Genomic DNA, 17,309 nt, shown 5'->3' on the forward strand with positions numbered 1-17,309 from the left:
CCTCGGCGGTAGGGGCAACCGGATCGCGAACGGCCCATTCGGTGCACGGCGTCGGCGCGGACCACTGGTCCTCGTCCACGGCATCGGCGCGGACCACTGATCGGCACGCACGGCACCGGCGCGGACCACTGGTCCTCGCGCAGGGCGTGCACCCGGTCCGTGGGCCCGGTCCGTGAGGAGCCGGGGAGCGCCTCGCCGCGGCGGTCGAGGATCTCACTCGCGGCGACGGATGCCACGGGGTGCGCTCTCCCCGGCCGGTGCCGGGCGCGCGAGCGCGCCTCCTGATTCGGCACGGCCGGAAGGGGTATGCGCTGTCCCATGTCTTCACCACGCACTGTGTCCGTCCCGGCTTCCACCCCGCTCCGCGATTGGCTGCGCCGCCGCGATCTCGCCGTGTTCCGGGGTCTGGCGCACCGGAACTGGCCGGGCGCCGGGCCCGTGCTGCCGCGGCTGAGCCGCAGCGCCGATCACGGCCTCCTGTGGTTCGGCGCCGCGGCCGGGCTCGCGGCACTGGGCGGCAGCGCACGGGCCCGGCGGGCCGCCCTGCGCGGCATCGCCTCGCTGGCCGTGGCGTCGGCCGTGACCAACACCATCGGCAAGGGCTCCGTACGCCGGCCGCGGCCACTGCTGGACACGGTGCCGGTGATGCGGCAGCTCAGGCGTCAGCCGTTCACCACGTCCTTCCCCTCCGGGCACGCCGCGTCGGCCGCGGCGTTCGCCACGGGCGTGGCCCTCGAATCGAAGGGCTGGGGTGCGGTCCTCGCGCCGCTCGCCCTCTCCGTCGCCGCGTCCCGTGTCTACACCGGAGTCCACTATCCGAGTGATGTGCTCGCCGGTGCGGTGCTCGGCGCGGGCGCCGCGCTGGCGCTGCGCGGTGTCGTACCGACCCGTGGACAGCTCCCGGCACCGGGCCGCCCGCCCGGTCACGCGGCCGCCCTGCCGGCCGGCCAGGACCTGGTGGTCGTGGTCAACGAGGAGTCGGGCACCGCGACGGCGACGGCCTCGCTGATCCGCGCTGCGCTGCCGCACGCGGAGGTGGTGGAGTGCGCCCCCGACGCACTCTCCGCCGAACTGGAGAAGGCGGCCGGACGGGGCCGGGCGCTGGGGGTGTGCGGCGGGGACGGCACCGTCAACCGGGCCGCCGCCGTCGCCGCCGGGCACGGTGTGCCGCTGGCGGTGTTTCCCGGCGGGACGCTGAATCACTTCGCCTACGACCTGGGCATCGAGACCGTGGACGACACCTGCGCCGCAGTGACCGCGGGTGACGCGGTACGGGTCGATCTCGGTCGCTTCCGGCCCGGTCCCGAGGGAGCGGGCGGCGCGCACGGCTACTTCCTCAACGCCTTCAGCCTCGGTGTCTATCCCGAACTGGTACGGGCCCGTGAACACTGGGCCCCTCGTGTCGGCGGCTGGCCGGCGGGTGTACTCGCGGCAGGGAAGGTTCTGCGCGGCGACCGTCCGCTGGAGGCGGAACTGGAGGGACGGCGGCGCCCTCTGTGGCTGCTGTTCGTGGGCAATGGCCTGTTCCAGCGGGTGGGTCCGGCACCGGGCCGTCGGCACAATCTCGCGGACGGCCTGCTGGACGTACGGGTGGTGCACGGGGGCCGCACGCCGGGGCTGCGTCTGCTCGCGGCGGCCGTCGCGGGCCCGCTCACCCGCTCCCCGGTCCACGCGGCGGAACGGCGCCGGAGGGTGCGGATCTCCGGTCTGACACCCGGCACTCCGTACGCGTACGACGGCGAAGTCGCCTACAGCCGGGACGAGTTGATGATCGACAAGCTTCCGGAGGCGCTGACGGTGTACTGCCCGATGCCGGTGTAGCGAAGCAACCGGCGATCAGCCGCGCCGGATACGCGCAGGGGGGCGGCCGAGAGCGAACCGGCCGCCCCCTGCACGTTCCGCTCGACCCGATCGCCATTCCACATAGCAAGACACGTATCTCAGTATTCGGCATCGCTGCGTACGGTGTTGCTACCGATCAGCTCCTCGCGCGGCTCGCACGCGGGCTCCGCGCCCAGAGAAGGGATCCACCGCCATGCCGAAGGAGACCGCCGTGTACACCCACGGCCACCACGAGTCGGTGCTGCGCTCGCACCGCTGGCGCACCGCGGCCAATTCCGCCGCGTATCTGATCGACGAGCTCCGCCCCGGCATGACGGTGCTGGATGTCGGCTGCGGGCCCGGCACCATCACCGCGGATCTGGCCGCGCTGGTCGCCCCCGGCCGGGTGACCGCCGTCGACACCACCCCGGAGATCCTGGCCCAAGCGGCCGAGGTCGCGGCCGAACGCGGCCTGGACAGCGTCGAGTTCGCCACCGCCGACGTGCATGCGCTGGACTTCCCCGACGACTCCTTCGATGTCGTCCATGCCCATCAGGTGCTCCAGCATGTGGGCGACCCCGTGCAGGCGCTGCGCGAGATGCGGCGCGTCTGCCGCCCCGGCGGCATCGTCGCGGCCCGCGACAGCGACTACGCGGCGATGGCCTGGTACCCGGAGACAGCCGGCATGACCGCCTGGCAGGAGCTGTACGGCCGGGTCGCCCGCGCCAACGGCGGTGAGCCGGACGCGGGCCGGCGGCTGCTGTCCTGGGCGCGGCGGGCCGGCTTCACCGACATCATCCCGACCGCCGCCAACTGGTGCTTCGCCACCCCGGAGAGCCGCGCCTGGTGGAGCGGCCTGTGGGCGGACCGTACGGTCGGCTCGGTCTACGCGGAGCTGGCCGTGGACGGCGGTCACGCGGAACCGGAGGAGCTGGCCGCGATCGCCGCGGCCTGGCGCGAGTGGGGCGGCCGGGACGACGCCTGGTTCACGGTCCCGCACGGCGAGGTGCTCTGCCGGGCCTGATCACGTCCAACTACCCTGGCCCGCATGGACATTCTGGGAACCACGCTGCGTATCTGCGTCGATGATCTGGAGGCCGCGGTGGCCTTCTACGAGGGCCTCACGGCCAGTTCCGCCCAGCGCTATGAGCGCGGCGGCGTATCGACCGCCGCGGTCGGCTGCTTTCTGCTGATGAGCGGCCCGGAGCCGGAGCTGGAGATCCTGCGCAAGGTGACGGCGACGATCGCGGTCAAGGATGCCGGCGAAGCCCATGAATCCCTCACCCGCGTCGGCGCCCGGATCCTCGCGGGCCCGGTGCAGATGCCGGGGGGCCGCAGCCTGATCGCCCTGCACCCGGACGGCTCGGTCTTCGAGTACGTCGACCGGAACCCGGCCGGCTGAGCCGCGGCTTCCCACGGCGGTTCGACTCACGGCCGTCCGGCCCGTACCGGTGGAGACGGGCACGGGCCGGACGGCCGCCGGTATCAATCCCCGGGTCGCATCCGGTAGTTGTACGTGTCCGGCACGGGCTCGTCGGTAAGCTGGGCCCACACCTCGTCCAGGATCTCCGCCCCCTCGCGCAGATCGGCGACCTCGAAGCCCTCGTCGAAGATCGCCCTGGCGGCGGCCCGGTCGCCCTCGGCGATCAGCAGCCTGGCCTCCAACAGGCGGAAGCGACCCCGCTGTTGAACCTCCGGGCGCAGCCCCGCCCATACCGTCCGGGCCGCCGCGGGGCGGCCTGCCGCCAGCGTTGCCTCCATCGCCTCGCGGCCGAGCGCCGTCACGGCGGACGCCCAGGCGTCGCCGCCACCACCGTCGCCGTCGCCGTCGGAGCGTTGCGCACCCAGGTCGTCGAACGCCTCGGTGTAGAAGTCGGCGGCCCGGTCCCCCTGTCCGCCCTCCTCGGCGGCGACGGCGAGGCAGCGCAGCAGCGGCCACCGGGACGAAGCGAGCGCCAGTCCTCGCTCCCAGCTGCGGACCGCCTGGGCACGGTCACCGGCGTGCCACTGGGCGACGCCGAGGTGGTATTCGGTGAGGGGTTCGGCGGAGGCCGTCTCCAGCATGTCGCGCCAGTGCGGCGAGACCAGGGAGGGGCCGGGCAGAACCGCCCCGCGCGGCTCGGGGAAGGCACCCTGGTCCAGCAACTCCAGCCAGGGTTCCTGTTGTTCACCGAGGGTCGACTCGGCGAACGGGGTACCGGGGAGCCGGTACTTTCCGCGCCGGACCTCCAGGGCGCCCCAGCCGGATCCGGTGGCGAGCGACTCGCCCGGCTCGGTGTCGGCGCAGCGGCGCCAGGCGGCGTACGCGGCGTCGACATCGGCGCGCGGCAGTACCTCGGCGAGCCGCCGCTCGGTCTCGGCGCGGGCCGCCGCCCAGTCGTCGCCGTGCACGGCCCCGGGGTCCGCCGACAGCAGCCCGTACGACTCCAGCCAGCTGAACTCGGCGCCCGGTTCGAGGGGGATGTGTTCCAGCTGGGTGCGGGCGAGTCCGGCCTGGATCTCGGCGTAGCCGACCGTGCCGGGCTCGGTGAGCCACTCCTGCCAGCGCCGCCCGCCCGGCCCGCTGCCCCACAGGAACAGTTTCCGGCCCCGCAGCAGATCGGTCGACGTCTGGACGAGCCCGTGCCCGTCCTGGTCGAGGGAGGCGATCCAGCGGCGGGCGCCGTCGGGGACCTCGTAGAAGTAGTCGGCAGGGAAGTCAGCGCGCAGGGGGTACGTACGGTCGACGGACCCGGACTCGGGGACCGGAACCCGGGTCAGAGTGCGCGTGTAACCGAAGTGCCACGCCTCGTCGGCCGGGGCCAGCACGCGGGTGCGTTCGCCCTCGGGCACGGCGATGTTGGACCACCAGTAGACGGGTGCGGTGTGCTCGTGCGGATTGCGTATCCGCACGCCGACGTGCAGGAAGTCGGAGTCCTCGGGCAGCCAGAGGTCCACCTGGAACGGCAGGTCGCGCAGCCGCTCCCACTCCCAGAGGCGGACCATTTCGCCGCCGTCGGGCGCGGGCACCCGAGCCGCGTGCACCGGGGCGCAGGAGAGCGTGGTGTGGCCCGTGGCGCCGATGTTCCACTCGATGCCGCCGGAGAACCAGGCGCCGTTGAGCGCGAAGTCGGCAGGTTGCAGGACAGGGTTGGTGTAGAGGAGTTCGCGGCCGGTCGGCTTGTGGTGGAGGGAGTGGATACGGCCACCGAGGCCGGGCAGGACGGTGGCCCGCAGCCGGTCGTTCTCGATGATGATCGCGTCCAGTGCGGTGGGGGTGCGTTCACGCCCGTACCCGTCGAGGATGCGTACCGGCAGCACGGTACCGAGTGGTTCGTAGCCGATCTGGCGTGCCATGTCACGTGGCAGTCCGGCCCGGTCGCGGTCGTCGACGACATGCATCTCGTCGAGCGGCCGCAGGGCGGGCAGCGGGTTCTCCGGGCCCAGTGCTGCGGCGGGCAGATTCAGTACGGCACGTCGTACGGTCGTGGCCAAGGCAACCTCGCTTCCTCGCGCGGGCCGCCACAGGTCCGGGCGCCCCCCGATGACCATGGAACACGCTGGACACCGGCCCGGCCAGGGGCGTTGCCGTCAGACTTCGGCAAAAGACCGAAAGACCGCGGACCGCCGCCCGGAAACGTTGGCGGGGGCCCCTCTCCCCCGGGGACCGCTGCCCCGAAAATTCGCGTGCGCCTCGCCCCCGGCGCCGTAACCTTGCCCCTCGGCGGTTCACGAGCGGAATGCGGAGCGGGAAACAGGCGCCGACGCCCCCATCACGTGTTGCAACCTGCTTCGTGGACATGGGAAAGGCCCGTCTTCAGGCAAGGGCCGGCACGGTTCGCTGGTCAGGTCCGGTGTAGGCACCCAGCGGGCGGATCAGGGCGTTGTGCGCCAGTTGTTCGGTGATGTGGGCGGTCCAGCCCGTGATCCGGCTCATCACGAAGATCGGGGTGAAGGCCGGGATGTCGAAGCCCATGAGGTGGTACGCGAGGCCGGCCGGGTAGTCCAGGTTGGGGTGGATGCCCTTGCGGGTGATCATGGCGTGGCGCAGGGCGGCGTGCAACGTGGCCAGCCGGGTGGCTTCGGGGTCCGCGGCGCGTGCCACGAGGCGGTCGGTGGCCTCCTGCATGATCGGCACGCGTGAGTCGCCGTGCTTGTAGACGCGGTGGCCGAATCCCGTGATCTTTCGTTCGAGACCAGGGCTTCATCGAGCCATTCCTCGGCCCGTCGCGGGTCACCGATCTCGTTGAGCATGTGCATCACGGCCTCGTTGGCGCCTCCATGCAGCGGGCCCCTGACGGCCCCGACGGCAGCGGTGACAGCGCTGTAGAGGTCGGAGAGCGTGGAGGTGACGGCGCGGGCGGTGAACGTCGAGGCGTTGAAGCTGTGTTCGGCGTACAGGATGAGGGAGATCTCGAAGCAGCGGACCACTTCGGGCTCGGGGATCCGGCCGAAGCACATGCGGAAGAATTCTTCGGCGTAGCCGAGGGAGGGGCCGGGCCGAATCGGCGTGAGTCCGCGTCGCCTGCGGTGGTCGGCGGCGACCACGGTCGGCAGTTTCGCCAGGAGGGCCAGGGATTTGGTCCGGTTGACCGCCGGGCTGTCGTCGTCCTCGGTGGGGTCCTCGGCCCCGAAGAAACTGACAGCGGTCCGCAGTACGTCCATGGGGTGGCAGGTCTCGGGCAGGCGGGCCAGAAGTTCCGCAGTGGTGCGGTCCAAAGGCCGAAGGGCACGTTCGCGGGACCGGAATCCGGCGAGCTGTGCGGCATCGGGGAGTTCTCCGTACCAGAGCAGGTAGGCGACCTCCTCGAAGGAACGGCGTGCGGCGAGGTCCTGGACCGGGTACCCGCGGTAGGCAAGGGAGTTGGTCTCCTGGATGACGGTGGAGATCTCCGTGGTGCCGACGACGACGCCGGCGAGGCCGCGGTGGATGTCCGGTGTGGCGGGCGGGGCGGTAGTCAGGCGGTAGTCATGGGTCCTCCAGCGATGAAGTTCGGGCGGGCGGGGGCGGTTCAGGCGCCGGGAGGGAGGGTGAAGTCGAAGACGGCCGAGTCGAACGTGGTGTAGTCCTCGTAGCCGAGCACGTCGTAGAGCCGGGTGCGGGTCTGCATGCGGGGCAGCAGGGATTCCTGGGTTCCTTCGGCGGCCAGCGTCCGCAGCCCGTCCTCGATGGCGCCGTTGGCGAGGCGGAACAGGGTGACCGGGTAGAGGGCGATGTTGTAGCCGAGGTTCGCCAGGGCTGTGGTGGTCAGCAGCGGGCCCTTGCCGAATTCGGTCATGTTGGCGAGCAGCGGCACGTCGATGGCCGCGCGGAAGGCTGCGAACTCGGCCTCGTCGGCCAGGGCCTCGGGGAAGACGGCGTCGGCGCCGGCGTCCACGTATGCCTTGGCCCGGTCGATCGCCGCGTCCAGGCCCTCGACGGCGCGGGCGTCGGTCCGGGCCATCAGGAGAAAGCCGTCGTCGCGCCGGGCGTCGGCGGCGGCACGGACCCGCTGCACCATGTCGTCGCGCGTGACGAGCGTCTTGCCGTCGAGGTGCCCGCAGCGCTTGACGCTGGTCTGGTCCTCCAGGTGCATCCCGGCAAGGCCCGCGTCCTCGAAGAGCTGCACTGTGCGGGCAGCGTTGACCGGAGCGCCGAAGCCGGTGTCCGCGTCGACGAGGACCGGCAGGTCGGTGACACGGGTGACCTGCTGGGCGCGGGCGGCGATCTCGGTGGACGTGGTCAGCCCGATGTCGGGGAGGCACAGCTCGGCGGCGAGCACGGCGCCGGAGAGGTAGGCCGCTTCGAAGCCGTGTTCCTCGATCAGCTTCGCCGAGTAGGGATTGACCGCCCCCGGCATCCGCAGCAGTTGCCCGGAGGCAAGCTGTTCGCGCAGGTTCCGGCGGCGTTCGGTGGGGGTGGTGCGGGTGTGCAGCATCAGAACAGACCCTTCGGCAGCTGCGCGTCGTACGCGCGGGTGGCACTGGTGTCGACGGCGGGGAAGAGGTCCGCGAGGCCGTCTGTGTCGAGTTCGGCCAGGCGAGCCGCCGTGTCCAGGAACGCGTGCTGGGCGGCCGGCGCGACGGTGCCTTCGGTGAGGGTGCGGAACTTGGCTGTGTAGCCGTCGCGGTCGAAGGGCCGGGCGCCCGCCGGGTGGGCGTCGGCCACGGCGAGTTCGTCCTCGACGACCGTGCCGTCGGCGAGCGTGATCACGGCCCGGCCGCCGAGGGCGCGGCGTTGCGGGTCGGCGTCGTGGTGGCGACGGGTCCACTCCGGGTCCTCGACCGTGGAGATCCTCTTCCACAGCTCCACGGTCTGCGGACGCCGGGCGCGGTCGGGGGCGTAGGAGCGTTCGTGGTGCCAGCTGCCGTCCTCCAGGGCGACGGCGAAGATGTAGGGCACGGAGTGGTCCAGGGTCTCGCGGCTGGCGGTGGGGTCGTACTTCTGCGGGTCGTTCGCGCCGGAGCCGATGACGTGGTGGGTGTGGTGGCTGGTATGCAGCACGATGGACCGCACCTGGTCGAGCGGGCCGGCCTTCTCGCGCAGCCTTCGCGCGAGGTCGATGACGGCCTGCGCCTGGTACTCGGCGGAGTGCTCCTTGGTGTAGGTGTCGAGGATTGCCCGGCGCGTCTCGCCGGGCTTGGGCAGCGAGATCGTGTACGACGCCTGGGGGCCGTCGAGCATCCGGGCGAGGAAGCCGTCCTCCCCCTCGTAGATGGGCGACGGCGCGCCTTCTCCGCGCATCGCCCGGTCCACGGCTTCGATCGCCGCCTTGCCGGCGAAGGCAGGGGCGAACGCCTTCCAGCTGGAGATCTCACCCTTGCGGGACTGCCGGGTCGCCGTCGTGGTGTGCACCGCCTGCCCAACGGCCTGGCACACGGTCTCCGTCGGCAGTCGCAGCATCGCCCCGAGTCCACAGGCGGTGGCAGCGCTCAGGTGCGCCACATGGTCGATGCGATGGGCGTGCAGGCAGATGCCCTTCACGAGCGCGACGTGGATCTCGTACGCGGCGATGATGCCGCGCAGCAGATCGGCACCGGAGCGTCCGGTGTGCTGGGCGACGGCGAGCAGCGGCGGGATGTTGTCGCCGGGGTGCGAGTAGTCGGCCGCGAGGTAGGTGTCGTGGAAATCCAGCTCACGCACCGCCGTGCCGTTGGCCCAGGCTGCCCACTCGGGCGACACGCGAACCCCCGGATCCGCGCCGAAGACCGAGGCGCCAGGTCGGGCCGGATGAGCGACGGCCTGGGTACGGGCCACGGCGACCGGGCGGCGGAGCAGGGAGGCGACCGCGACCGAGGCGTTGTCGATCACCCGGTTGGCCGCCATGGCGGCAGCTGCCGGATCCAGTTCCTCGGCATCCTGGGTGCCAGTGGCGACGGCAGACAGCTTCCAGGCGAGCTGCTCCTCGCGGGGCAGCCTGTCCGCGCTGGGGTGAACACGTACCTGGTGGTCGATCACGGGACTCCTCACGGTGTGCGGGTGAGCGAGGACCTCCCTGCCGGGGGGTCTCGCGTCTTCCGCTCCGATCATTCCCACATCCAGGGCCCGGGGCGACAGCTCCAGTCTGCGAAATCCGTCCCGCTGAGGACTGTGAAACTGCGAGTTCTGCAAAAGATGCGGATGATGACTTCACAAGGGTGGGCCCGGTCGGGCACCAACCGGATGGAAGGAGGTACGGCACCATGGCACGGCCTCCTGTACGGAAGATCTACGCGCACGCCAAGCTGCGGAGGCTTCGGTCCGAGCGCGGTATGAACCAGGTCGAGCTGGCCGGCGGCGGAGATCCTGCGGCGCCGGCTCGCCGGCCATCACCACATCACAGTGGTGCAGGCTGCGCCTGAGCGTTCGGTGGATGCCCGCCGCTTCGATCCGGTGAGCCGGTTGGTGTTCCTGTCGCCATGGCTGTCAGAAGGCCAACGAGCTTTTCAACTGGCCACTCAAATCGTCCTGTTGGAGCATGTTCCGCTGCTCGACTCCCTGGTCGACGCAGCCGGTCTGGCATCGTCCCAGGCCATGGCACTGGCCCGTATCGGACTTGCGAACTACTTCGCCGGTGCCTTGTTGATGCCGTACTCGGCGTTCCAGTCGGCGGCCGAGGAGCTGCGCTACGACATCGAGCTGCTCCAGACGCGCTTCGGCGTCGGGTTCGAGACCGTGTGCCACCGTCTGAGTACGCTCCAGCGCTCCGGACGGCGCGGGGTGCCGTTCTCGTTCCTTCGTGTGGACCGCGCCGGCAACGTCTCGAAGCGGCAGTCCGCGACCGACTTCCACTTCTCCCGGCTCGGCGGTACGTGCCCGTTGTGGACCGTGTACGCGGCGCTCTCCTCCCCCGGCCGCATCCTCACCCAGGTCGCCGAAATGCCGGACGGCAAGCGCTACTTCTGGGTGGCTCGCACCGTCACCCGGGGCGGGGCGGGCCATCACGCGCCGCGTGCCGAGTTCGCCGTCGCCCTGGGGTGCGAACTGCGCCACGCGCACCGCCTGGTCTACGCGGAGGACATCGCGCTGGACGATCCCCGGGCCGCTACGCCGATCGGTCTGGGCTGCCGTATCTGCGAGCGCCGCGACTGTGCCCAGCGCGCCCGGCCGCCGGCGGGCGGTCTGCTGGCCGTGGATCCTGACCGGCGTACGTACGTCCCCTATCCGGTGGAGACGGGAAACGGCAGGTGAGCGGCCGGGAAGAAGGTACTCCCTGGCCGCTCACGAGCACGGGAAATCAGGAGTGCGTGAAGCCGGGTGTCCTCTTGCCGACGAACGCGGCCATGCCTTCCTTCTGGTCCGCGGTCGCGAACACGGCGTGAAAGAGGCGGCGTTCGAAGCGGACTCCCTCGGCGAGAGTCGTCTCGAAGGCCCGGGACACTGCTTCCTTGGCCATCATCGCGACGGGCAGGGACATCCCCGCCACGGTCTCGGCCACGGACATGGCCTCACCGAGCAGTTCATCAGCGGGCACCACGCGCGAGACGAGCCCGGCCCGCTCCGCCTCCGTGGCGTCCATGGTGCGACCGGTCAGGCACATCTCCATGGCCTTGGCCTTGCCCACCGCCCGGGTCAGCCGTTGGGATCCGCCGATGCCTGGAATGACCCCCAGCTTGATCTCGGGCTGGCCGAACACGGCGGTGTCGGCGGCCAGCAGGATGTCACAGAGCATCGCCAGCTCGCAGCCGCCGCCGAGTGCGTACCCGGAGACGGCCGCGACCGTAGGAGTGCGCAGGGCTCCGAGCCGGTCCCAGGCGGTGAACCAGTCGCTGAGGTACATGTCCATGTAGCTCTGGGGCCGCATTTCCTTGATGTCGGCTCCGGCGGCGAAAGCCTTCGGTGATCCGGTGAGGACGATGCAGCCGATACCTGGGTCGCGGTCCAGGTCCGCGGTCGCGGCGACGACCTCGTTCATCACCTGAAGATCGAGTGCGTTGAGGGCCTTGGGGCGGTCGAGCGTGATGAGGGCTGTGCGCCCTTTGTGTTCGACTCGGATCGTCTCGTACGGCTCTGTGGTCATGCGCTGTCTCCGTCCCGTGCTGTGTGCGACTGATTCCTGATCGTTCCGACGATCCCGGAAAAGTCTTGGTCGGCACCGCTTCCTTCGGCGTAGGCCGCGTACAGTTCTGCTGCCCGCAGACCGAGTTCGGTGTGCACACCACCTGCTTTGGCGGCTGCGGCTGCCAGTCCCAGGTCCTTGGCCATCAGCGGTGCGGCGAAGCCGGGGCGGTAGTCGCGGTTGGCGGGGCTGCCGGGGACGGGGCCCGGTACGGGGCAGTTGACGGTCAGGGACCAGCACTGGCCGGACGCGGTGGAGGCCACGTCGAACAGGGCCTGGTGGGACAGGCCCAGGCTCTCCCCGAGGACGAACGCCTCGCTCACCGCGATCATCGAAACGCCCAGGATCATGTTGTTGCAGATCTTGGCGGCCTGCCCGGCGCCGGGTCCGCCGCAGTGCACAGCCTTCTTGCCCATGACCGCCAGGAGCGGTCCGGCTTCGGTGAATTCGGCGTCGCCGCCACCTGCCATGAAGGTGAGGGTGCCGGCCTCGGCGCCGACGACTCCTCCGGAGACCGGGGCGTCCAGGGCACGCATCCCGGCGGTGACCGCAGCGTCATGGGCGCTGCGCGCGTCGGCCACGTCGATGGTGGAGCAGTCGATGAACAGGGTGCCCGGCCGGGCGGCGGACAACAGCCCCTCCTCCCGGTAGAGGCCGAGAACATGCCGACCCGCCGGCAGCATGGTGATCACCACGTCTGCCGCCGCTGCGGCATCAGCCGATGATCCGGCGGCTTCCGCGCCGGTCCCAACTGCCGTGGTGAGGAGCTCGGGCATCAGGTCGTAGCCGAGGACTCGGTGGCCCGCCTTGACGAGGTTGGCGGCCATCGGGCCGCCCATGTGTCCGAGGCCGATGAATCCGATCGTGCGCCTGCTGCTCACCACGGCACCTCCTGTGTGGTTGTGGCCAGATGGAGTTCGCCTTCGGCCGGCGGGGCGAAGTAGCGCGCCACGTCGGTGTCGGTGACCTGGGCCAGGGTGGCCGGTGCCCAGTGGGGGCTGCGGTCCTTGTCGATGACCTGTGCCCGGATCCCCTCGGCAAGGTCGTGCGAGGCGAGCGCGGCGCAGGAGATCCGGTACTCCTGTTCCAGAACGTGCTCCAGCGGACCGAGACGCCTGGCACGGCGCAGCGCGGCGAGCGTGACTTTCAGGGCAGTGGGCGACTTGGCCGCGAGGGTATCTGCCGCTTCTTCGGCGGCGCTCGGCCCATGGCCGCGCAGCCGGCCGATGATCTCCTCCACCGTGTCGGCGCTGTAGCAGGCATCGATCCAGGATCGATGGCCGGCCAGTTCGCCGGGCGGCGGTTGGCGCACGTACAGCTGGAGCGCGTCCCAGACCGGCCGCGTCGGGAGTTCGCCCAGTAGCTGGGGCAGGTGGCCAGAGGGTACGAAGTGGTCGGCGAGCCCGCACAGGAGCGCGTCGCCCGCGCCGATCTGCGCGCCGGTCAGTGCCAGGTGGGTGCCTAGCTCACCGGGGGCGAGGGCGAGCAGATAGGTGCCGCCGACGTCGGGTACGAAGCCGATGCCGGTCTCCGGCATCGCGATCCGGGAGCGCTCGGTGACGATGCGGATGCTGCCGTGCGCGGAGACTCCGACACCGCCGCCCATCACGATTCCGTCCATCACGGCGACGTACGGCTTGGGGTAGCGGGCGATGCGGGCGTTGAGCCGGTATTCGTCCCGCCAGAAGCCGGCCGAGGCGGTGTTCCCGGCGCGGACGTCCTCGTAGATGGAGCGGATGTCGCCGCCGGCGCACAGGCCCCGCTCGCCCGCGCCCGTGATGATCACGGTCGCCACGGCCGGGTCGTGCTCCCAGGCGGTCAGTGCCTCGTCGATGCGTCGCACCATGGCATGAGTCAGGGAGTTGAGTGCCTGCGGCCGGTTGAGGGTGAGGTGGGCCGCGCGGCCCTCGGTGCTGAGCAGGACGTGTTCCTCGGCGGCGGTCACCGGAACGCCTCCGTCAGTCCACGGGCCACGATGACGCGCATGATCTCGTTGGTTCCTTCCAGGATCTGGTGGACCCGGAGGTCGCGGACGATCTTCTCGATGCCGTACTCGTTCACGTATCCGTATCCTCCGTGGAGTTGGAGGGCGCGATCGGCGACGGCGTAGCCGGTGTCGGTGGCGAAGCGTTTGGCCATCGCGCACAGCTGCGGGGACTGCGGGTCTCCGCGGTCCAGGGCCTCGGCTGCCTGGTGGACCAGGGCGCGGGCAGCGGCGAGTTCGGTCGCCATGTCGGCGAGGCGGAACTGCAGGGCCTGCGCGTCGAGCAGCCGGGCGCCGAACGCCTCTCGGCCGGCGAGATACGAAAGGCTCTTGCTGAGGGCGCTGCGGGCGCCGCCCAGGGAGCAGGCGGCGATCCCGAGGCGGCCGCCGTTCAGGCCGCTCATGGCGATCCGGAACCCGTCGCCCGTCCGGCCGAGCAGCCGGTCCGCGGGCAACCGGACACCGTCCAGGATCACCTGGCGGGTGGGCTGGGCGTTCCAGCCCATCTTCGTCTCGTTGGGCCCGAACGAGAGGCCGGGGTCGTCCCGGTCCACGAGGAACGCGGAGATGCCGTCGGGGCCCGCTCCCCCGGTGCGCGCCATGACGATGTACAGCTGGGAGGCGCCCGCCCCGGAGATGAACTGCTTCACGCCGGTCAGGACGTAGTCGTTGCCGTCCCGCACCGCGCGGGTACTGAGCGCCCCGGCGTCCGATCCTGCGCCGGGTTCGGTGAGGCAGTAGCTGCCGAGGTCGTCCATGGCACACAGGCGGGGCAGCCATCGTGCGCGCTGCTCGTCGTCGCCGTAGGTGTCGATCACCCAGGCGACCATGTTGTGGATGGAGAGGTAGCCGGCGATGGAGGGGCAGCCGGAGGCGAGGGCCTCGAAGACGAGGACTCCGTCGGCGCGGGTCAGGCCGCTGCCTCCCGCGTCCTCCCGTACGTAGACGCCGCCGAGTCCGAGCCCTGCGGCCTTGCGCAGCACGTCGAGCGGGAAGTGCTTGTCCCGGTCCCATCGGACGGCATGGGGGGCCAGGTGGTCCTGCGCGAAGTCGAGGGTGGTCTCGACCAGGGCTTGTTGGTCTTCGGTGAGTGATGTGGTGGTCATGGCGCTCACCCCATGGTGGGAAGGGTGAAGCTCGCGCCTTCCCTGGCTCCTGAGGGCCAGCGCGAGGTGACGGTCTTGGTGCGGGTGTAGAAGCGGATGGCGTCCGGGCCGTGCTGGTTCAGGTCCCCGAAGCCGGACTGCTTCCAGCCGCCGAAGGTGTGGTAGGCGACGGGAACCGGGATCGGGACGTTGACGCCGACCATGCCGGTGTTCACCCGGCGGGTGAAGTCGCGGGCGGTGTCTCCGTCCCTGGTGAAGATCGCGACGCCGTTTCCGTAGGGGTGCTCGCTGGGCAGGCGCAGGGCCTCCTCGTAGTCAGCGGCGCGCGCCACGCACAGGACGGGCCCGAAGATCTTCTCCCGGTAGATCCGCATCCGCGAGGTGACGCGGTCGAAGAGAGATGCCCCCGCGAAGAAGCCGTCCTCATGGCCCGGCAGGGAGAAGTCCCTTCCGTCGACGACCAGTTCGGCGCCCTCGGTGACGCCGATGTCCACATACCGGCGGACCCGTTCGACGGCATCGTGACTCACCAGGGGCCCGAAGTCGGCCTCCACGTCGTCGGAGCGGCCGATCCGGAGCGTGGCGATGCGCTCCTTGAGCGCAGCGACGAGACGGCCGGCGGTCTCCTCTCCGACGGGCACGGCCACAGAGATCGCCATGCAGCGCTCCCCCGCGGATCCGTATCCGGCGCCGATGAGCGCGTCGACGGCCTGGTCCAGGTCGGCGTCCGGCATCACGATCATGTGGTTCTTGGCGCCGCCGAAGCACTGCGCACGCTTGCCGTGAGCGGCGGCGGTGGCATAGATGTGCGCGGCGATGGGGGTGGAGCCGACGAAGCCGAGCGCACCCACCCGGGGGTCCTCCAGGAGGGTGTCGACCGCCTCCTTGCCGCCGTTCACCACGTTCAGTACGCCAGGCGGCAGACCTGCCTCCAGGAACAGTTCGGCCAGCCGTAGCGGCACGGACGGGTCGCGCTCCGACGGCTTGAGGATGAACGCGTTCCCGCAGGCGAGAGCGGGTGCCGCTTTCCACAGCGGAATCATCGCGGGGAAGTTGAACGGCGTGATTCCGGCGACCACTCCGATCGGGGAGCGCAACGAGTGCACGTCGATGCCGGTGCCCGCGTTGTCCGTGAACTCGCCCTTGAGCAGATGGGGAATTCCGGCGGCGAACTCGACCACCTCCAGGCCGCGTTGGATGTCGCCGTGTGCGTCGGCAACAGTCTTGCCGTGCTCGCGGGACAGCATCCGTGCCAGGGATTCACGTTCCGCCTCGACGAGTTGAAGGAAGCGCAGCAGGACGCGGGCGCGCCGCTGCGGGTTCCACTGTCCCCACTCCTGCTGGGCGGTGACCGCGTCGGCGATCGCCGACGCGGTGTCGGCGCGGCCGGCGAGCGCCACGCGGGCTTGCACGGCACCGGTGTTGGGGTCGTAGACGTCGCCGAAGAGGCCGGACGTGCCGGCGGTGTGCTTGCCGCCGATGAAGTGTGTGAGTTCACGGACCATGGCTGCCTGCTCTCGTCAGGTGAGATCCGGGGATGGCACGGCCGACCTTCGGCGGGCGCGCGGGTGGGCGCACTGCCGGGAGAGCCGTGGGACAGCGAACAGCGGGGCCGGGGCCTCGCAGGTCTACGAGCGCACGATGAGTCGCGTGCGCTCCGCCGGATCACCAGGGTCGTGGGTATGTGTACGGACCGGTGCCATGCGTGTCTGCTCCATCCTCGTGGAAAACACGGAACATTCCGCGGCCGGTATCCTGACTCCCGGATCTCCGTGTACCGCCCGCCTTCCCGGCAGACCTCGCCAGTGGCGTGTAAAAGGCAGCACACTCCCCGGTCACAGTGGCGGGACCGTGCCGGATTCACACCGGCTTCCCTGCACCGCGGACCTTGTCCCCCGAAGATATAGTTGGACGTCCTAGTAAGTCCACCCCCCACGCCCCGTGTAGCAACGGGGAACGGGCGAACAGCCTTGCCGAGCAGCCGGTTTCCGCCGCGCTACCGTCGGAGTCCGGTTGGTTCCGGGCCACGGGGTACGGACCTGGAGGTGTGGAACCGGGTCACCGCCAGCTTCTGGCTGCCGGAGAAGGTCCCGCTCTCCAACGACCTGGGCGCCGTACGCGGGCTTCTACCTGCCGCTGCACTTCTCCACGCACGCCATGCTCACCAACACGGCCGACATGATCCGCCTGATCCTGCGCGGCAAGGCCGTGCACGGCTACTACTCCGGCTACAAGTACCCGGCGTGTCATCGGCTTCAACTCCGTCGAGCCGGCCGTCCGGGTGCCCAGCACGATGGAGAGCATCACGGCCGCGGCGGTCGAGGCTCTGGGCGCCGCTCCGCACTCGCACATGCCGCCGGGGCCCAGGCGCTGGTGACGGGCGACAGCCTGGGGCAGGTGGCGAGCCAGACGCTTGCCAACCTGGTCGCAGTGGACGAAGCCACCTCGCTACCCGTACTGCGCCCGCTGATCGGCCGGGAGAAACAGGAAATCATCGACGAGGCCCGGTCCATCGGGACCGCCGACATCTCCGTACTCCCCGACGAGGACTGCTGCAGCCTGCTCGCCCCGCCCCGGGTCGGCACTCGGGCCGGGCTGCCGCAATTGCACGCGGTGGAGAGACGCCTCGACCTGGACGAGGTGATCGAAGCGCTGCCCGCTTCAGCCCAAGTGCTGCGGCCGGGGCAGGACGAAGAGCTGCCGGAGTCCGCCGTGAGCCGCGCGTGAGAAGGAGCATCACTGTATGAGTACCGCCACCCGGCAACTTCTGGTCATCGGCATCGGAGCCGGTGACCCCGACCACCTGACGCGCGCCGAAGCACGGGCCGAGCACGGCTGGATCATGGATACGGACCTGCTGCGGTTGCGCCCTGACGGCTCGGACGATTGAGGCGGGGTCAG

At 70.7% G+C, this 17,309-nt stretch carries 12 protein-coding genes, 4 pseudogenes and 1 riboswitch; of the genes and pseudogenes, 7 read left to right on the plus strand and 9 right to left on the minus strand.

The genetic code is table 11. From position 1 onward, the window contains the following. Positions 1-318: 318 nt before the first annotated feature. From ACIOMQ_RS23975 to ACIOMQ_RS23985, 3 genes are all read left to right on the plus strand, one after another. A complete protein-coding gene (locus ACIOMQ_RS23975; protein WP_401941821.1) occupies positions 319-1,821 on the plus strand; it encodes a bifunctional phosphatase PAP2/diacylglycerol kinase family protein in 1,503 nt (500 codons plus the stop codon). 214 nt (positions 1,822-2,035) lie between these two features. Continuing rightward, positions 2,036-2,845, plus strand: a complete 810-nt coding sequence (locus ACIOMQ_RS23980; RefSeq protein ID WP_362196714.1) for a methyltransferase domain-containing protein — start codon at positions 2,036-2,038, stop codon at positions 2,843-2,845. 24 nt (positions 2,846-2,869) lie between these two features. Next, positions 2,870-3,223, plus strand: coding sequence for a VOC family protein (locus tag ACIOMQ_RS23985; protein ID WP_362196717.1), 354 nt, complete (start codon positions 2,870-2,872; stop codon positions 3,221-3,223). 83 nt (positions 3,224-3,306) lie between these two features. Here the strand turns inward: ACIOMQ_RS23985 and ACIOMQ_RS23990 are convergent, their stop codons facing one another. The 4 genes and pseudogenes from ACIOMQ_RS23990 to ACIOMQ_RS24005 form a co-directional block, all read right to left on the minus strand. Continuing rightward, the gene (locus ACIOMQ_RS23990; RefSeq protein WP_401941824.1) at positions 3,307-5,295 is read right to left on the minus strand and encodes a DUF5107 domain-containing protein; all 1,989 of its coding nucleotides are present in this window, start codon (positions 5,293-5,295) and stop codon (positions 3,307-3,309) included. A 322-nt stretch (positions 5,296-5,617) separates the two neighbouring features. After that, positions 5,618-6,762: pseudogene (locus ACIOMQ_RS23995) on the minus strand (bifunctional 2-methylcitrate synthase/citrate synthase). 50 nt (positions 6,763-6,812) lie between these two features. Further along, positions 6,813-7,718: a methylisocitrate lyase gene (prpB, locus tag ACIOMQ_RS24000; protein WP_401756167.1), complete on the minus strand. Its 906-nt coding sequence runs from the start codon at positions 7,716-7,718 to the stop codon at positions 6,813-6,815. Next, a complete protein-coding gene (locus ACIOMQ_RS24005; protein WP_401941827.1) occupies positions 7,718-9,238 on the minus strand; it encodes an MmgE/PrpD family protein in 1,521 nt (506 codons plus the stop codon). Before ACIOMQ_RS24005 ends, prpB begins: the two co-directional genes overlap by 1 nt. 318 nt (positions 9,239-9,556) lie before the next feature. Here ACIOMQ_RS24005 and ACIOMQ_RS24010 point away from each other — a divergent pair. After that, positions 9,557-10,450 (plus strand): annotated as a pseudogene (locus ACIOMQ_RS24010) (short-chain fatty acyl-CoA regulator family protein); the annotation flags it as partial. 46 nt (positions 10,451-10,496) lie between these two features. Here ACIOMQ_RS24010 and ACIOMQ_RS24015 read toward each other — a convergent pair. From ACIOMQ_RS24015 to ACIOMQ_RS24035, 5 genes are read right to left on the minus strand one after another with little or no spacing between them, the layout of a single operon-like run. After that, on the minus strand, positions 10,497-11,279 hold the full coding sequence (locus tag ACIOMQ_RS24015) for an enoyl-CoA hydratase (protein ID WP_401265813.1): 783 nt from the start codon (positions 11,277-11,279) through the stop codon (positions 10,497-10,499). Next, the gene (mmsB, locus tag ACIOMQ_RS24020) at positions 11,276-12,199 is read right to left on the minus strand and encodes a 3-hydroxyisobutyrate dehydrogenase (RefSeq protein WP_401265815.1); all 924 of its coding nucleotides are present in this window, start codon (positions 12,197-12,199) and stop codon (positions 11,276-11,278) included. Before mmsB ends, ACIOMQ_RS24015 begins: the two co-directional genes overlap by 4 nt. Continuing rightward, positions 12,196-13,263, minus strand: a complete 1,068-nt coding sequence (locus ACIOMQ_RS24025; protein WP_401265818.1) for an enoyl-CoA hydratase/isomerase family protein — start codon at positions 13,261-13,263, stop codon at positions 12,196-12,198. Before ACIOMQ_RS24025 ends, mmsB begins: the two co-directional genes overlap by 4 nt. Then, complete coding sequence (locus ACIOMQ_RS24030; protein ID WP_401756157.1) at positions 13,260-14,408, minus strand: acyl-CoA dehydrogenase family protein; 1,149 nt, start codon at positions 14,406-14,408, stop codon at positions 13,260-13,262. Before ACIOMQ_RS24030 ends, ACIOMQ_RS24025 begins: the two co-directional genes overlap by 4 nt. Positions 14,409-14,413: 5 nt before the next feature. Continuing rightward, on the minus strand, positions 14,414-15,913 hold the full coding sequence (locus tag ACIOMQ_RS24035; RefSeq protein WP_402190235.1) for a CoA-acylating methylmalonate-semialdehyde dehydrogenase: 1,500 nt from the start codon (positions 15,911-15,913) through the stop codon (positions 14,414-14,416). Between the two features lie 222 nt (positions 15,914-16,135). Beyond that, a riboswitch (cobalamin riboswitch) is annotated at positions 16,136-16,314 on the minus strand. Between the two features lie 209 nt (positions 16,315-16,523). Between ACIOMQ_RS24035 and ACIOMQ_RS24040 the strand changes: the two are divergent. The 3 genes and pseudogenes from ACIOMQ_RS24040 to ACIOMQ_RS24050 form a co-directional block, all read left to right on the plus strand. Further along, a pseudogene (locus ACIOMQ_RS24040) lies at positions 16,524-16,646 on the plus strand (ribonucleotide-diphosphate reductase subunit beta); the annotation flags it as partial. A 99-nt stretch (positions 16,647-16,745) separates the two neighbouring features. Next, positions 16,746-17,135 (plus strand): annotated as a pseudogene (locus ACIOMQ_RS24045) (tRNA 4-thiouridine(8) synthase ThiI); the annotation flags it as partial. Between the two features lie 16 nt (positions 17,136-17,151). After that, positions 17,152-17,298 carry a hypothetical protein gene (locus ACIOMQ_RS24050; protein ID WP_401265825.1) on the plus strand — a complete coding sequence of 49 codons (147 nt, stop codon included), beginning with the start codon at positions 17,152-17,154 and terminating at the stop codon, positions 17,296-17,298. Positions 17,299-17,309 lie beyond the last annotated feature (11 nt).

The sequence above is a fragment of the Streptomyces sp. NPDC087845 genome (genome assembly GCF_044742755.1).
In the GTDB taxonomy this organism is placed as follows: Bacteria; Actinomycetota; Actinomycetes; order Streptomycetales; family Streptomycetaceae; genus Streptomyces.

What these genes read in the sequence shown, in the direction of transcription:
- ACIOMQ_RS23975 (WP_401941821.1), top strand. Translation starts at nt 319, where the DNA reads ATGTCTTCACCACGCACTGTGTCCGTCCCGGCTTCCACCCCGCTCCGC.
- ACIOMQ_RS23985 (WP_362196717.1), top strand. Translation starts at nt 2,870, where the DNA reads ATGGACATTCTGGGAACCACGCTGCGTATCTGCGTCGATGATCTGGAG.
- ACIOMQ_RS24030 (WP_401756157.1), bottom strand. Translation starts at nt 14,408, where the DNA reads ATGACCACCACATCACTCACCGAAGACCAACAAGCCCTGGTCGAGACC.
- ACIOMQ_RS24015 (WP_401265813.1), bottom strand. Translation starts at nt 11,279, where the DNA reads ATGACCACAGAGCCGTACGAGACGATCCGAGTCGAACACAAAGGGCGC.
- ACIOMQ_RS23980 (WP_362196714.1), top strand. Translation starts at nt 2,036, where the DNA reads ATGCCGAAGGAGACCGCCGTGTACACCCACGGCCACCACGAGTCGGTG.
- ACIOMQ_RS24035 (WP_402190235.1), bottom strand. Translation starts at nt 15,913, where the DNA reads ATGGTCCGTGAACTCACACACTTCATCGGCGGCAAGCACACCGCCGGC.
- ACIOMQ_RS24050 (WP_401265825.1), top strand. Translation starts at nt 17,152, where the DNA reads ATGAGTACCGCCACCCGGCAACTTCTGGTCATCGGCATCGGAGCCGGT.
- prpB (WP_401756167.1), bottom strand. Translation starts at nt 7,718, where the DNA reads ATGCTGCACACCCGCACCACCCCCACCGAACGCCGCCGGAACCTGCGC.